This window comes from Cytobacillus sp. GQ23, assembly GCF_059758675.1.
The window spans coordinates 1-15325 of sequence record NZ_JCAXER010000026.1 but is presented as its reverse complement, the minus strand read 5'-3'; the positions used below and the strand labels follow the sequence as shown (position 1 = coordinate 15325).

Sequence of the window (15325 nt, the reverse complement as noted above, 5' to 3'; positions counted from 1 at the left end):
TTTAATAATCTATGTAAGAGGAATAGTTTAAGAATGAAACATATAACAGGTGAGGGAATCTGACGATGCTATTTATTAAAGATGTAACCATTCAGGAAGCGCTGATGTTTTTATTGTTTGCAGGAGTGATATTGGCTGCCAAATGGACAGTTGAATTACTGGTGAAAAAGATGAGGGGCAAGTCCATACAGAACGATCGGATCATCAAGGGAGTTTCTTCACTCGTAAACTGGGCTGCTTTTTATGGAATTATCATTTTATTCCTGTACCATTTTTCAAGGGAAAAGTGGCTTTTTCATACCCTGTTCACAGCAGGGGAAGTAGATGTGACACTTTATTTAATAATTGTAGCATTTTTGACAGTCTCTCTTGCAAATCGGATCGTAAATGTTTTCACCAAATATGTATTAACATCTGTTTATGAATTCTATGGAGTTGACCGCGGACTCGGCTATTCATTCAACAGAATGATCTATTACACGGTCATGATTGCAGCGTTCGCCATCAGCCTGACTGCGGTTGGGATTGATTTAACAGCAGCTGCTGCCATACTGGGTGTCCTCGGTATTGGGATAGGATTCGGCCTGCGCAATATTGCCGGTAACTTTATTTCAGGCATTATCATTCTGTTCGAGAGGCCGATCGAGATTGGGGAAGTGATTGAAATCAACAACAAAATTGGAACAATTGAGAGCATCCGTCTCCGATCTACTATTATCCGCACGGCTAAAGAGGGAACCTTGATTGTGCCAAACCAATACTTTATCGAACAAATCATCAGAAATCGGACAGGTTCAGAAATGCTCGCCCAAGTTCAAATCAGCGTTGCATACGGCACTGATACTGAAAAAGTCGAAAAGCTAATGATAGAAGCAGTGGACATGGAATTGCATAAAACAGAAGGGGTTTTAATGGAACCTGCACCGGATATCCGTTTTGTGGATTTTCGCAGTAAGGCCATGGACTTTCTGATAGAAGTGCCTGTTGCAAACTTTGAAGCCAAGCAGAAATTTGAAAGCAGGCTTAGGCATGTAATTGCAGAGAGCTTTTATCAAAATGAAATTGAGCTTGCCTCAGCACAGCAGCTGACCGGTGAATAACGGTTCTGTTAACATGAGAAAGAATAAAAACACCAGCCGCAAAGGCTGGTGTTTTTTGAAGTAAAGCTATTTTCCTAACAAAGCTTTTATTCCAAGATACAGGATGGCAAGGCCAAAGATGATCATGGCCAGACTGCCGACAATGGTAAAAAAGCTGGCAATACCTGAAGTAATAACTGCAGAAACAGGAACCATTGTCAAGCCGTAGCCAGCAAGCATACATGCAAGATATAATAATGCCAATTGGTACATTATCAATCCCTCCTTTCCATATTAAATTATGAAAAGGGAGAAATCTTGCTTGGTTGATTATCACGAATCTTCAGAATAAGTCGAAAATAGGTCTTAAGAATTACCTATTGATTCATCAATGCTTCCTGTACAGCAATGATTTTCAGGGCATTTATTTCTTCCTCCGATAGCCTTTCTGTTAAAAGACTGTAAAGTTCATTTTGCTCTTCAGCAGTCAGTCCGCCTTTTACTTTTGAGACACTCTGCTGAATTTCATCAATTGAAAAACTTTCTGAAATCTTTTGCACAGCCTCTTCTTTTGTCTTGATCGGCAATGTTGTCTTTTGAAGATCTACAGCTTTTAAATCTACCTTGCTGCTTCCCAGTAGGGCCTCTACATTTGGGTCACTGGCTAGCATCTCCAGATCATCCTCAGTGATGCTTCCGGCAACTGCTGTCATTACTTTGTTAGATATGAAATTCATTGAAGCAAAATAGATGAGGAATCCCAATAGAATAAAAGACCCTCCAATGATGGTCAAAAAAATAATTTTTTTCAACTTTATGGGCTGCTCAAGAAACGAACAGTTCCGTTCACACTCCTTTCATATTCTTTCTTCTTAAATTGTAAATGGTCTTTTCCTGAATTTACAAATCTTTTTAAATACAGAACGTACGTGCTATAATTGAGGGGTGAAAATGTAAGGAGCTGTTTCAATGCATGATAAGATAAAAATATCAGTAAGATCGCTAGTTGAATATGTATATAAAAGCGGCAGCATTGAAACAGGCTTCCGTTCTTCAGTGCCGCTTTCACAAGGAACAAGGATTCATCAGCGGATTCAAAAACTTTATGGCGATGAAGGCCAAAAAGAGGTATTTCTGCACACAGCCATACCCTTCAAGCACCTCGATTTTCAGCTTGAGGGCAGGTGTGACGGACTTTTTATTAGAAATGGAGAACATATTATTGATGAAATTAAGTCAGTTTCCCTCCCGCTATCTGAAATTGAGGAATATACGTATCCTGTCCATTGGGCCCAGGCTAAATGTTATGCTTACATGTATGCGAAGGACCATAATATTCCGGAAATGACTGTCCAATTAACATATGTACAGGCTAAAACAGAGGAAGTAAAAAGATTTCAGCAAAGCTATTCTTATAGTGAACTGGAAGAATTCATAATGCATCTTGTCGAATTCTATTACCCATACGCAGAATTAAGGGTCCGGCATCAAAAGGAATTAAGAAAAAGTCTTCAGGAACTGACTTTTCCTTTTCCGGCATATCGATATGGCCAGAGGAAATTTGCAGTGGGGGTTTACAGAACCATAGCTGAGGGGAAAAACTTATTTGCCAACGCACCTACAGGCATCGGCAAGACCATTTCCACCCTCTTTCCCGCATTAAAAGCCATTGGGGAAGGTCATATTCAGAGGATTATCTATGCCACAGCTAAAACGATTACCCGTCAGGCTGCAGAAGGGGCCATTAACCTGCTGAGGGAAAATGGTTTGAATCTTATATCGGTCACAATTACGGCCAAGGACAAAATTTGCTTTAAGGAAAAGACCAATTGCCAAAAAGACAGCTGCGAATTTGCCAATGGGTATTACGACAGAATTAATAATGCTGTACTTGACCTCCTGACAAATGAGACTATGATACCCAGAACGACAATAGAACAATATGCGATGAAGCATAAAGTCTGCCCGTTCGAATTTTCATTGGATGCTGCATATGCAGCTGACACCATAATTGGTGATTATAACTATATTTTCGATCCTAAGGTTTCACTGAAAAGATTGCTGGAAGAGGATAAAAGGAAAACATCTCTGCTGATTGATGAAGCACATAACCTTGTGGACCGCGGAAGGGAAATGTATTCAAGTTCCCTTGAGAAATCAGCCTTTCTTCAATTGAGCAGAAGCTTTAAGGGAAAGGATGAAGGAGTTCAAAAAAGTGCAAAAAGGGTAAACTCAATTTTGATTGCATTTAAAAAGAAATGTGGCGAGCAGCAGGAAATCGCAGAAAAAGATCCCCCAGAGGAGCTTATTGAAGTTCTTGAGGAATTTGTTCAATATGCTGAAGCCTATCTGGGACAAAACCGATTCAATATCGATGAAGAATTGCTGGAAGTATTCTTTGCTGCCCAGGATTTTATCAGAATACGAAAATTGTATGATGCAAGGTTCGTAACGTATATTCAAAAGCAGAGAAATGACCTGATCATTAAATTATTTTGCCTGGATCCATCTAATCTTTTGCACAAGGCAAGAAAAGGATATAAGTCAGCTATCTTTTTTTCTGCAACCTTAATGCCTCTAAATTATTATTTGGACATGCTTGGCTATCAAGAGGATGATTTTATTTTATCCGTTCCCTCCCCTTTCTCCAAAGATCAGGCTAAGGTTTACATACAGCCGCTTTCCACAAAATATCGTGACCGTGTGGGATCTATCAGGCCGATCGTCAGTACTATAAGGAACATGTTAAAGGAACAGAAGGGGAATTACTTGATTTTTTTTCCATCATATCAATACATGGAGGATGTCTATCGACGGTTACTCGATGAGGAACTGTCAGTAAATGTTATCATTCAAAAGGCTGGAATGGATGAAGGAGAAAGGGAGAGGTTTCTGGATGCATTTAAGCCAAATCCTTCTGGAACTCTATTGGGGTTCGCTGTCATGGGTGGAATTTTTTCAGAAGGGATTGATTTGCAGGGAGATAGGCTGAATGGTGTGTTTGTGGTTGGTGTAGGGCTTCCCCAGCTTGGGTTCGAACGCAACATTATGAAAGCTTATTTTCATCAGCAAGGAAAAAACGGCTATGATTATGCCTATACGTATCCTGGTATGAACAAGGTTCTGCAGGCAGGGGGACGTCTGATCCGTTCTGAAGAAGATACAGGCATGATTGTTTTAATGGATGACAGGTATATGCAGGCAAAGTATCAGTCCCTCCTTCCTGAGGAATGGAAGGATTTTGAAATATTAAGAGGTTAAAAAACATCCTGCTCTAAGAGCAGGATGTTAGCTTATTACTTAGTAATCACAGGATCTTTGGGGGCCTGCAGTTTTTGGAGTGCTCTTTGGAAAACCGGGTAAAAGAATTGCACAACTAGTCCAAGAGTTAATGTGACGACGATTGTGCCTACTCCGATGGCACCTCTGAATAAAAAAGCAAGAAGCAAAGCAAAGCTTTCGCTGATGATCCTTGAATTTCTCAGGTTTAATCCGAATCTGGTATGGATGGCTACCATTAATGTATCCATAGGACTTGCCGGAAAATTAGCCTGAAGATAGATCGCAACTCCAATCCCCATCGAAAGGATGCCAAAAAGCAATATGGCTGCTTGCCCTGCTAATGACTGCGGCGAAAGGTCACCGAAAATGATGAGAAGCCAAAAGTCAATCAGTGCGCCAATAATCAGAATGGAAATGGCAGCCAGGATTTAAGGCTTTCTTTTCATTAAGAAAGCGTTTATAAAAATGAGTACAACTCCATTTATAAAAACAAAGGTGCCAACTGTTAAGTTAAACATTTGCGATTCACCAACCGCCAGGGCATCCCACGCAGAAGCTCCAAGGTTTGACCTGATAATCAGCGCAACACCCATTGTCAGGATCAGCATCCCAAAAATAAAAAATAAAAGACGTTCTTTCATGAAGACTCTCCAATCCAACTATGATTAATTTTAGCTTGGCCCTTTTTAAAATCAATACTCCTTCAGCATTGAATTTATGAAGGGAAAATTCATTTTACCATTAAAACAAAATAGGCAACAGGATATAAATTAAATTGTTGGTTTTTGGAGGAAAAGGGCGAATGTTATTAAGAAGATATCCATTTTCATTGATATGAAACTGTGATATATTATTTTACATTCATTCACTATTTATTAATTCTGTATCTGCAAAAATTTTACATAAATAAAATCTTCTTTTCGCTTGTTTACAATTTAAGAGGTGAATCCACGTTTATGGGAAACTTATTTAACTCGCCTAAGAAGTTGGCAAAGAGCAGTCTTGCAGTGTTTTTTCTGATTGTTATCCTATTTTGGCTAAAAACGTATATCGCTTATAGAATTGAATTTAATTTAGGGATCAATAATGACATACAGCGATTTCTGCTGGTTCTGAATCCTTTAAGTTCAACACTTGTATTCCTGGGATTTGCTTTATTTTTTAAAGGGAAAATGCAGTCAGGTATGCTTATTGGATTAAATTTATTTTTGTCCTTTCTGCTTTATGCAAATGTTGTCTATTATCGATTCTTTAACGACTTCATTACAGTACCCGTACTTATGCAGGCAAAAGTGAATGGCGGGCAGCTGGGCGATAGCGCTCTGTCGTTAATGTCCCCTTTGGATATTTTTTATTTTACAGATACACTGCTCCTTCTTTTTCTGGCACTTAGGAGATGGTACCAGCCTGAAAAGAAAATTAGCCGAAAACCTGCTTTGGCTGTTATAACTGCAGGAATCATTGTATTCTTCATTAATCTTGAAATAGCCGAGAATGACCGCCCTGAATTGCTTACTCGTTCATTCGACCGCAATTATTTGGTGAAATACCTTGGTGCATACAACTTCACTATTTATGATATTGTGCAAAATGCGAAGTCTGCCAGCCAGAGGGCTCTTGCAGATTCGAATGATGTGACTGAAGTGGAGAACTATGTTAAAGCAAAATACGCACCTCCAAACCCTGATTATTTCGGGAAAGCCAAGGGAATGAATGTTATTTATGTATCGATGGAATCACTGCAGACATTCATTATTGATTACAAGCTGAATGGGAAAGAAGTTACGCCTTTCCTGAACTCACTGGCACATAGCGGCAAGACATTTTACTTTGATAATATAGTCAATCAAACAGGACAGGGAAAGACTTCTGATGCAGAGTTCATTATGGATACATCGCTTTATCCCATGTCACAGGGAGCTGTTTATGTAACAAAAGCGCAAAATACTTTTCATGGCACTCCTGCTATCTTAAAGCCGCATGGCTATACTTCAGCAACTTTCCATGGCAACTACAAAACATTCTGGAATAGGAACGAAATGTATAAAACCATGGGCTATGATAAATTTTTCGATGCAGAATATTACGATATGAACGATGAGAACACGAAAAACTATGGATTGAAAGATAAACCATTCTTCAAGGAATCCATACCAATGCTGACCAGTCTTCCACAGCCTTTTTACACAAAGTTCATCACTCTCTCTAATCACTTCCCTTTTGAAATGGATGAGTGGGATACTGAATTTCCAGAAGGAGAAACAGATAATGATGTGGTTAATCACTATTTTCAATCTGCGAATTATATGGATCAGGCACTTGAGCAGTTCTTTAATGATTTAAAGGATTCCGGATTGTATGATCATACAGTAGTAGTCCTGTATGGCGATCATTACGGCATATCCGAAAACCACAACGAGGCAATGGCAGAGGTGATCGGAAAAGAAATCACTCCATTTGAATATGCCAAGCTTCAAAGGGTGCCAGTATTCGTACATGTTCCTGGAGTAGATGGCGGAATTGTCCATAATGTTGGGGGACAGGTAGATGTGCGTCCGACTCTCCTGCATCTGCTGGGTATTGATACAAGAGATCACCTTGAAATGGGATCTGATTTATTATCAAAAAAACATCGTAAAGTTGTCCCATTCCGAAACGGCAACTTTATTTCACCGGAATATACACAGATTGAAGAAACCTGCTATTATACTGAAACAGGTGAAATAGCGGAGGCAAGTGCATGCAGGCCATTTTCAGATCAGGCAAAAAAAGAGCTTGAAATGTCAGACAACATTGTATACAAAGACCTGCTGCGCTTTTATAAGCCGGAAGGATTTGTTCCAATAGACAGGAATGATTACTCTTATGTAAAGAAAGAACTGCCTTTTAAAGAGGAAAGAAATGGGCCGGGTATACAGAAGTAAAGTTAAGGAGCAGAGAGATCATTCTCTGCTCTCTTTTTATTACCGAAAACGCAGTTTACTAAAAGAATGCACGGGTAGAGTATCTGTGTAAAGTATAAGTATTAAAAAGGAGGATGATAAAGTGTATAGTCAAACCTTTGAAGAATGTATTCAGGCTTGTTTAGACTGCATGAAAGCCTGTAATGCATGCTATGACGCATGCTTAGATGAAGAAGATGTTCAAATGATGACAGATTGTATTCGGCTGGACAGAGAGTGTGCAGACTTCTGTGCCTTTGCAGTTAAGTCAATGGGGTCAAACAGCCCTTTTGCCAGACAAATTTGCACTTTATGTGCAGATATTTGTGAAGCGTGCGGAAAGGAATGCAAAAAACACGGCCATGCTCATTGCCAGCGCTGTGCAGAAGCATGCTTTATGTGTGCAGATACATGCCGTAACATGGCTTCCTAATCAGCATACCAAACAGACATCGTGCAGGATGTCTGTTTTCAATCCGATTTTTTTACAATGCCGAGCAATAAATAATTTTACATATTTTTATAATTAGAAGGAGAGTAAATTAGCCTTTTGTATATCTGTTCCATAATTTCTGCATAATTTTTTGCCATACTAACTGAAAGAAAAGGAGGAATAGATATGCTGATAAGGAAAAAATTCGCCATATGGTTTGTTTCTTTGTCTGCAGCTTTAACTTTAGCTGCATGCGGTGGAAATGACGGAAATTCAGGAGTGGAAGATACCAGCAAGGAAGAGGGCACAGCAAATAATGAAAGCAGCGGCCATTCAGAAGGCCATGCGGGCATGGATCATTCTGGCTCCGGCGATGTTCCTGAAGGAATAAAGGAAGCTGAAAACCCTAAATATGAAGTGGGCAGCAAGGCCTTTATTACAGAAGGACATATGGAGGGCATGGAGGGAGCGAAAGCAACCATTTCAGGTGCTTATGATACAACCGTATATACGGTCTCCTATACACCAGCCACAGGCGGTAAAAAAGTTGAAAATCATAAATGGGTAGTTCACGAGGAGATTGCTGATGCAGGGGAGGAACCATTTAAAGAAGGAGAAGAGGTAATATTAAATGCAAGCCACATGAATGGGATGGAAGGCGCAGCTGCCGAAATCGATTCTGTGCAGGAAACAACTGTCTATATGGTTGACTTTACTACAGCCGATGGGCAGAAGGTTAAAAATCACATGTGGGTAACAGAGAGCGAGCTATCTCCTGCTGAATAATATAAGAAAGTTAAAGGGCTTATCTGCTGAGGATAAGCCCCTTAACTTAATTTAGCATTCTTACATAAATAATAAACCAAGAATGAAAAAGCAACTAAAAGGAAAATGGCTATTTGCAGCTCCATTCTCAATTTTAATGCATGTGAAACCGCAAAGGCTTCAATAATTAAAGCAGGGATTTCCGATGGTGCTGGCAATGCCAAAAGGCATAAGCCTGATTCTGCTGTATGCTGCTGCCAGTGTAACTGCCCCTGATGGGACAAACGGCAAGACTCTCAGCAAAAGAACCATGAAGAAGGCAAGATGGCCATCCGCATTATGGAGTTTTGAAAAAAAATTGTTACTCTTTAGCTTAGGAAAAGAGGAGGTAAGCTTAGTGATTCCTTTGCGATAGAGTATAAAGCTAACAATTGCACCAGCAGCTTCTCCGAAAATCAAAAGGGCTAGTGCAATTTTTAAATCAAATACGGCAACTGTTCCAGCAGTAATAAAGGCACTTGGGAGGAATCCTGTAATCGCTGCACCAATGTTCATGAATATGCTAAATAAAGCTGCCAATATCGGTTCTTCTGAAAGCCATTCGAAGATATCAGAAAACATCAATTAATCCTTTCTGGTCCATTTGTAGCCTAAACCCCAGACTGTTTTCAGATACTCATCTGCAGGAAACCCTGCTTTTCTTAATTTTTCTCTTAAATTTCTTACATGCGAATCTATGGTGCGGTCTTCGATTGACACTCCATAGCCCCATACAGCTCCTATTAAATGCTCTCTTGAAAAAACTCTGTTCAGATTTGAGAGGAAAAGGCTTAACATTGAAAACTCTTTAGGAGTTAAAAGGATTTCTTTCATTTTATAGGAAAGCTCAAAAGAATCTTCTTTGAGTTTCAGCCCTTTAAAGGTTTTGGTTTTTTCACCTTTTTTACTTCTTCTCAAAACCGCTTCCATTCTGGCACATAATTCCTCTTCATCGAATGGCTTTAAAATATAATCATCTGCACCGATATTTAATCCTTTTACAATGTCGGGCTTTTCGCTTTTGGCAGTAAGCATGATGATGGGAATGTCCCAATATTTTTTAATTTCCCTGCATACTTTCCATCCATCCATTTCAGGCATCATAACATCTAAAAGGACAAGATCTGCAGAATGGGTTTCCAAGTAAAGCAAGGCCTCTGTACCTGAAGACAATTTAATGCATTTGTAGCCGCGGGGGGCTAAATATAAAGAAATTAAATCCAGCATTCTAGTTTCATCATCAACCAAAAGTATAGTCTTCATTATTCGATTTCTCCCTTTAAAACAAGCTCAAATTCTGTTCCTTCATCTTTTATGCTGCAGACAGATATAGTTCCCCCATGGGCATAGACAAGTTCCTTAACAATGGCGAGTCCAAGACCTGCACCTCCAAGAGCTCTTCCACGTGATTTATCCACTCGGTAAAAACGATTAAAAATAAAGGGCAGTTCCTCTTCAGAAATCCCTCTTCCGGAATCATTTATTCTAATGATGATATGTTTTTTTGTCCTGCTTACGTCTACAGTTGTTTTATCGCCAGCTGAGGAGTACTTAATCGCGTTATCCAGAAGATTAAATATAATTTGCTCAAGCCTGGATCCATCTGCAGATATGGTGATGGATTCACGGCAGCTGACAGATAGCTGCATGCCTTTTTCAGTGAAGGCAGGAGAAAACTTTGTTTCAATTTTTTTCATAAATTCGTTCAGATCTATTGGCTTTTTTATAATTTCAAAGGAATTTTTATCGATCTTAGCCAGATCGAAAAGATTTTTAACCATATCTGAAAGCCGGTTCGTTTCCTCCAGGATTATCGATAAATACTGATGTCTTTCATCCTGGCTAAGGTTCCGCTTCTGGACTATATCCGCATATCCTTTTATATATGTAAGAGGGGTGCGAAGCTCGTGCGATATGCTGGATAGGAATTCATTGCGTTCTTCTTTGAGGTAATTCAGGTCGTCCGCCAGTAACTGGATAGAACGCGCTAAATCCCCAAGTTCATCATCACCGGTTTGAGGAAGGGAAACTGAAAAATCACCGCTGCTTATTTGAGAGGTGGCTTCCTTCATTTTAATGAGCGGTTTCGCCAGGGCCTTTGATAAAAAGATGATAATAGTGATAGTAAAAATGACGGCCATCAACCCGGCGATCAAAAATTGTTCATTTAAGCGCGAGATTAACGACTGAATCCAGGATGTATCCTGAAACATATATACAAAGCCAATAAGTACTCCATTCTGTTCGATTGGACTGACTGTTGAGATATAATCTTCTTCTTTCCAATTGTCCCCGATGGTTTTGCCTTCCCTTTCAGGAGACATAATCGCCATTTCTATGTATCTTTGGATCAAACTGCTGTCAACAGAAGCACCTAGGATTTCTTTTTTCGAATTCGTAATAACTACATCTGTATTTGCTTCAGATTCCATCAGAGCTACATGGGATATCGTATTTTCATCAAAATGCTTTTCAAGTATGGCACGGTGTGAATTGCCTCGTATTTGCAGAGCTATGAGCTCATCTTCCACACGAGATTCAACAAGGGTACTATGTAAAAAGAAGAACATAATAGTTTCAAGCCCAAATAGAATCAGAAAGAACAGAAGTCCCAGCTTCATGGAAAGTTTTTTCAAAGAACCACCCATTTCAAATCAAGTACTTCTATTATAGTCGAAATGTTTGAAGAAACTGTGCAGAAGAGGTATATGTTTTAATAGGACTGTAGAAGGTAAAATAGAAAGTATGATGTCATACAGGAGGTTTTTAAATGAGCGAATGTAAATTGGACCATACACCAGAAGATGTTCAAACAAAATTTGAACAGCAGAGGGATTTCCTTCCGGAAGAGATGAAGGCTCTGTTTCAGGCATTTTTCCAGCAGGAACATACACAGGATATCTTAAATGAGGTCTTCCATCTGCTGAAAAAATTTGATCTTGCTTCTGAAGAAGAACGAACAGAGCGTGTTAACAGACTTTACCTTGTATTAAAGAATGTTTAATATTGAATTGCCGCAGTTGATTAATCTGCGGCAATTTTTTATGTATATTACAATTTTTTTGTAGTTATTAAAATATTATTTTAACTAAATTGTTTTTATGGTATTATAAAACTAAGAGAAAAATAGTGTAGTATAATATTGAAAGCGGTTTCATAAAAGGGAGTGACAAAGTTGAAGGAATGCCATAGACCTGTTTTTGACCTGGCGATCCGGACTGCAGATATGCTTGTCCGAATGTTCGGTTCCCGCTGTGAAGTGGCTGTGCACGATTTCAGCAACTTAAAAAAATCGCTTATTCATATAGCAGGAAATATAACAGACAGAAAAATCGGCTCACCCATTACCGATCTTGTATTGAATGAATTGGCCAGTCATAAAAATGAGGTAAAAGATATAGCCAATTATAAAACTCAGTCGAAAAAAAGGAATGTGCTGAAATCATCTACGATTTTTCTCCGTGATGATGAGAATAAAGTAATTGGTGCATTATGCCTTAATTATGATATTAGTTTGCTCATGCAATTTGGAGGAGAAATTGAAGAATTTATCAGCTTTGATGAACAATCCTCTAAATCGGAAACTTTTTTTAATTCTGTCCAGGATGTTATTCACGAGATGGTGGATCAGGTCCTGCAGGGCTTTAAAAAGGCACCTTCATTAATGACGCTGGAAGAAAAAGTTGAATGTGTTCGCCAGCTTGAAGACAAAGGGACGTTCCTCATTAAAGGTGCAACTGATTATGTTGCATCTGTCCTAGGGGTTTCTAAGTTTACCATCTATAATTACCTTCAGAAAATAAGAACGATTAATGAGCTCCATCCGGAAGCAGCCCTGGAGCATAAATAAGAAGAGTTATTTATATAGCTGATGTTATCATTTCAGCTATAGTCATTTAAAGACCTTAAAAGTAAAGGGGCATACAAAATGAAATATAGATCAGCATTTGATATTATTGGCCCGGTTATGATCGGACCTTCAAGCTCACATACAGCTGGAGCAGCACGCATTGGCCGTGTTGCCCGGACTCTTTTTGGAAAACAGCCATCCAAAGCAGAGATTTCTTTATATGGTTCATTTGCAAAAACCTATAAAGGACATGGCACAGATGTTGCCATTGTTGGCGGTATCCTTGACTTTGATACCTTTGACGAGCGAATTCCTTCTGCCCTTCAACTAGCTGAAGAAGCGGGAATTGAAGTTATTTTTACAGTTGAAAATACCGTTACAGATCATCCTAATACTGTAAGAGTGAAGCTTTCTGAAGGGGATCGTGAAATTGAACTAGTAGGAATATCCATTGGCGGAGGGACAATTGAAATAACTGAACTGAATTCCTTCGAACTTAAATTGTCAGGGGAACATCCTGCCATTTTAGTTGTTCATAACGATCAGTTTGGTGTTATTTCCGCTGTAACGAATATACTATCCAAGCACCAGATCAACATTGGCCATATGGAAGTTTCACGCAAGGAAAAAGGTAAAATGGCCATCATGGTCATTGAAGTGGATCAGAAGATCGGCCAGGATGTGATGACTGAGCTTGAAGGTCTTCCGAATGTTACACAAATTATCAGAATGGTTGACTAATAGTTAGCTGGTCATCAGGAGGGAAAATCTCATGTTATTTAGAAATGTTGCGGAGCTTGTAGAGCTCGCTGAAAATAAAGGTGTAAAAATCGCTGAAATCATGATTCAGCAGGAGATAGAAGTAACAGGATTAACACGTGATCAAATTATCGCCAAAATGGACCGCAACCTGACTGTCATGGAACAGGCAGTTGAGAGGGGACTGAAAGGGGTAACATCTGTTACAGGACTTACAGGCGGTGATGCAGTCCTTCTGCAAAAGTACATTCAAAGTGGAAAGGCTTTATCGGGGAATATCTTATTGGATGCTGTCAGCAAAGCAGTTGCAACCAATGAAGTAAATGCAGCAATGGGCACAATATGCGCTACACCTACAGCAGGTTCGGCTGGCGTGGTGCCCGGTACATTGTTCGCTGTTAAAGAAGTCCTCAAACCAACACGCATGGAAATGATCGAATTCCTATTTACATCTGCAGCATTTGGCTTTGTTGTGGCAAACAATGCCTCTATATCAGGTGCAGCTGGGGGATGCCAGGCTGAAGTAGGGTCTGCAAGCGGCATGGCCGCAGCTTCCATTGTAGAAATGGCAGGCGGGACACCCAAACAAGCAGCAGAAGCTATGGCGATCACATTAAAAAATATGCTGGGCCTAGTATGTGATCCCGTTGCCGGACTAGTAGAAGTTCCATGTGTAAAACGGAATGCCATGGGGGCTTCCAATGCTATGACAGCTGCAGACATGGCTCTCGCGGGAATTACAAGCAGAATACCATGTGATGAAGTCATTAACGCAATGTTCCTTATCGGGCAATCCATGCCATCAGCGCTTAGGGAAACTGCTGAGGGCGGACTGGCTGCAACACCAACTGGCAGGAGGCTGCAGGAAGAAATTTTTGGAAAAAACAGTAGTATAATTCAGTGACTTATTACACCAGTTCATTAGTGAATTGGTGTTTATATTTGAAGAAAAAAAGATATGATTACTAAGGATTATTTTTCAAAGGGAGAGAAACAAGAGTTTGAAAGTTATAAGAGGGACTATAATCACTATTGTTATTTTGTTTATGCTGTTAATGGGCATAGCTGCACCCGCGGCTTTTATTGGATTAGCTGTCTTTTTACTAGGCTTATATTTAAATAATCAGTACCGGAAGTATAAAATAAATTTTAATAAATCAGGCTTGATTATGGCTGCAGGCTTCATTTTATCCATTTTTTTAGCAACTGCGGATTCCGATGCAACTGAAACTGTAAATGAACCTGAGAAGGAACAAATAGAAACAGATCAGGAGGCCGAACAAGAAAGGCTTGCCCAAGAGAAAGCTGATGAAGAGGAAGTAAAAAAACAAGAAGAGGGGCAAGCAAGGTTAGAAGCAGAGAGGGAAGAAAAACAGAAGCAGGAAGAAGCTGAAAAACAAAAACAGGAACAGGTTCAAAGTCAGGAAGCACATAGCTTAGGTCTGGAATCAGTTGTCGTTGGCAGAGTAGTAGATGGTGACACGATCGAAACTACTGACGGAAGAAAAGTCCGCCTGATTGGAGTGAACACTCCAGAATCAACAACGAGAGTAGAAGAATATGGAAAAGAAGCGAGCCAATTTACTAAATCTGAGCTGACGGGCAAAAAAATCTGGATGCAAAAGGATGTCTCAGACACAGATCGATATGGCCGCCTGCTGAGAATCATTTGGCTGGACATCCCAGCGGATGATTTGGACGAAGATGAAATACGTGAAAAAATGTTCAATGCCCATTTGGTTCTGAAAGGTTATGCTGAGCCATCCACCTATAATCCGGATGTAAAATATAGTGAATACTTCAGAAAATTCGGCAGGGAAGCAAGAGATTCCAACAAAGGGTTATGGGCCCTCGGAGATGAAGGAACGACTAAAGGAGACCTGGATTCTGCAGCAGCAAGCAGTTCATCATCAAGCTCCGGGAATGCAGGCAGCAGCGGATCAAATAACAGCAGTGGTACAACCGGAAATTCATCACCAGCAGAAGGCAGCACGGAGTCCTACCAAAACTGTACTGAGTTAAGGAAGGTATATCCAGATGGTGTGCCGTCGACACATCCTGCCTATGACTCAAAGCATGATAGAGATAAGGATAATTATGCGTGTGAAAGGTAATTCACATACTGAATAATCACATCAGCATACATTGGATTTTAATACTGTAATAATCACATATA

15 protein-coding genes and 1 pseudogene are annotated in these 15325 nt (G+C 39.7%); 10 read left to right on the top strand and 6 right to left on the bottom strand.

All coding sequences use genetic code 11. The features are described 5' to 3' along the window. Positions 1–65 precede the first annotated feature (65 nt). Positions 66–1100, top strand: a complete 1035-nt coding sequence (locus AC6CHU_RS19785) for a mechanosensitive ion channel family protein (protein WP_251283759.1) — start codon at positions 66–68, stop codon at positions 1098–1100. 66 nt (positions 1101–1166) lie between these two features. Here AC6CHU_RS19785 and AC6CHU_RS19780 read toward each other — a convergent pair whose 3' ends face one another. Next, positions 1167–1352 (bottom strand): hypothetical protein, encoded by a 186-nt coding sequence (locus AC6CHU_RS19780; RefSeq protein WP_159869300.1) that lies wholly within the window; start codon positions 1350–1352, stop codon positions 1167–1169. A 104-nt stretch (positions 1353–1456) separates the two neighbouring features. Then, a complete protein-coding gene (locus AC6CHU_RS19775; RefSeq protein WP_498122637.1) occupies positions 1457–1891 on the bottom strand; it encodes a hypothetical protein in 435 nt (144 codons plus the stop codon). Between the two features lie 157 nt (positions 1892–2048). Here AC6CHU_RS19775 and AC6CHU_RS19770 point away from each other — a divergent pair, with 157 nt between their 5' ends. Further along, complete coding sequence (locus AC6CHU_RS19770) at positions 2049–4340, top strand: ATP-dependent DNA helicase (RefSeq protein WP_498122636.1); 2292 nt, start codon at positions 2049–2051, stop codon at positions 4338–4340. A 35-nt stretch (positions 4341–4375) separates the two neighbouring features. On the opposite strand, the pseudogene AC6CHU_RS19765 reads toward AC6CHU_RS19770, so the two are convergent. After that, positions 4376–5002, bottom strand: a pseudogene (locus AC6CHU_RS19765) (YczE/YyaS/YitT family protein). 315 nt (positions 5003–5317) lie between these two features. Between AC6CHU_RS19765 and ltaS the strand changes: the two are divergent. From ltaS to AC6CHU_RS19750, 3 genes are all read left to right on the top strand, one after another. Then, on the top strand, positions 5318–7285 hold the full coding sequence (gene ltaS, locus AC6CHU_RS19760) for a lipoteichoic acid synthase (protein ID WP_498122635.1): 1968 nt from the start codon (positions 5318–5320) through the stop codon (positions 7283–7285). A 121-nt stretch (positions 7286–7406) separates the two neighbouring features. Next, positions 7407–7736, top strand: coding sequence for a four-helix bundle copper-binding protein (locus tag AC6CHU_RS19755; RefSeq protein ID WP_159869315.1), 330 nt, complete (start codon positions 7407–7409; stop codon positions 7734–7736). Positions 7737–7922: 186 nt separating this feature from the next. After that, the gene (locus AC6CHU_RS19750) at positions 7923–8522 is read left to right on the top strand and encodes a YdhK family protein (RefSeq protein ID WP_251283762.1); all 600 of its coding nucleotides are present in this window, start codon (positions 7923–7925) and stop codon (positions 8520–8522) included. A 159-nt stretch (positions 8523–8681) separates the two neighbouring features. Here AC6CHU_RS19750 and AC6CHU_RS19745 read toward each other — a convergent pair whose 3' ends face one another. Genes AC6CHU_RS19745 through AC6CHU_RS19735 form a run of 3 tightly spaced genes read right to left on the bottom strand, consistent with a single transcriptional unit; the run spans position 8682 to position 11176 of the window. Further along, entirely contained in the window at positions 8682–9122 is a 441-nt protein-coding gene (locus AC6CHU_RS19745; RefSeq protein ID WP_498122634.1) for a VTT domain-containing protein, read from the bottom strand. Between the two features lie 3 nt (positions 9123–9125). Then, positions 9126–9803, bottom strand: a complete 678-nt coding sequence (locus tag AC6CHU_RS19740; protein WP_498122633.1) for a response regulator transcription factor — start codon at positions 9801–9803, stop codon at positions 9126–9128. Continuing rightward, entirely contained in the window at positions 9803–11176 is a 1374-nt protein-coding gene (locus AC6CHU_RS19735; protein ID WP_498122632.1) for a HAMP domain-containing sensor histidine kinase, read from the bottom strand. Before AC6CHU_RS19735 ends, AC6CHU_RS19740 begins: the two co-directional genes overlap by 1 nt. A gap of 134 nt (positions 11177–11310) precedes the next feature. Here AC6CHU_RS19735 and AC6CHU_RS19730 point away from each other — a divergent pair, with 134 nt between their 5' ends. The 5 genes from AC6CHU_RS19730 (at position 11311) to AC6CHU_RS19710 (ending at position 15263) form a co-directional block, all read left to right on the top strand. Next, complete coding sequence (locus tag AC6CHU_RS19730) at positions 11311–11544, top strand: group-specific protein (protein ID WP_159869327.1); 234 nt, start codon at positions 11311–11313, stop codon at positions 11542–11544. Positions 11545–11706: 162 nt separating this feature from the next. After that, positions 11707–12390 (top strand): helix-turn-helix transcriptional regulator, encoded by a 684-nt coding sequence (locus AC6CHU_RS19725; RefSeq protein WP_498122631.1) that lies wholly within the window; start codon positions 11707–11709, stop codon positions 12388–12390. A 78-nt stretch (positions 12391–12468) separates the two neighbouring features. Beyond that, the gene (gene sdaAB, locus AC6CHU_RS19720; protein ID WP_159869330.1) at positions 12469–13131 is read left to right on the top strand and encodes an L-serine ammonia-lyase, iron-sulfur-dependent subunit beta; all 663 of its coding nucleotides are present in this window, start codon (positions 12469–12471) and stop codon (positions 13129–13131) included. Positions 13132–13162: 31 nt separating this feature from the next. Beyond that, positions 13163–14053, top strand: coding sequence for an L-serine ammonia-lyase, iron-sulfur-dependent, subunit alpha (gene sdaAA, locus AC6CHU_RS19715; protein ID WP_498122630.1), 891 nt, complete (start codon positions 13163–13165; stop codon positions 14051–14053). A 97-nt stretch (positions 14054–14150) separates the two neighbouring features. Continuing rightward, a complete protein-coding gene (locus tag AC6CHU_RS19710) occupies positions 14151–15263 on the top strand; it encodes a thermonuclease family protein (protein WP_498122629.1) in 1113 nt (370 codons plus the stop codon). Positions 15264–15325 lie beyond the last annotated feature (62 nt).

Coding starts and splice junctions, on each gene's coding strand:
- AC6CHU_RS19780 (WP_159869300.1), bottom strand. CDS start 1,352: ATGTACCAATTGGCATTATTATATCTTGCATGTATGCTTGCTGGCTAC.
- sdaAA (WP_498122630.1), top strand. CDS start 13,163: ATGTTATTTAGAAATGTTGCGGAGCTTGTAGAGCTCGCTGAAAATAAA.
- AC6CHU_RS19770 (WP_498122636.1), top strand. CDS start 2,049: ATGCATGATAAGATAAAAATATCAGTAAGATCGCTAGTTGAATATGTA.
- AC6CHU_RS19740 (WP_498122633.1), bottom strand. CDS start 9,803: ATGAAGACTATACTTTTGGTTGATGATGAAACTAGAATGCTGGATTTA.
- AC6CHU_RS19730 (WP_159869327.1), top strand. CDS start 11,311: ATGAGCGAATGTAAATTGGACCATACACCAGAAGATGTTCAAACAAAA.
- AC6CHU_RS19785 (WP_251283759.1), top strand. CDS start 66: ATGCTATTTATTAAAGATGTAACCATTCAGGAAGCGCTGATGTTTTTA.
- ltaS (WP_498122635.1), top strand. CDS start 5,318: ATGGGAAACTTATTTAACTCGCCTAAGAAGTTGGCAAAGAGCAGTCTT.
- sdaAB (WP_159869330.1), top strand. CDS start 12,469: ATGAAATATAGATCAGCATTTGATATTATTGGCCCGGTTATGATCGGA.
- AC6CHU_RS19750 (WP_251283762.1), top strand. CDS start 7,923: ATGCTGATAAGGAAAAAATTCGCCATATGGTTTGTTTCTTTGTCTGCA.
- AC6CHU_RS19745 (WP_498122634.1), bottom strand. CDS start 9,122: ATGTTTTCTGATATCTTCGAATGGCTTTCAGAAGAACCGATATTGGCA.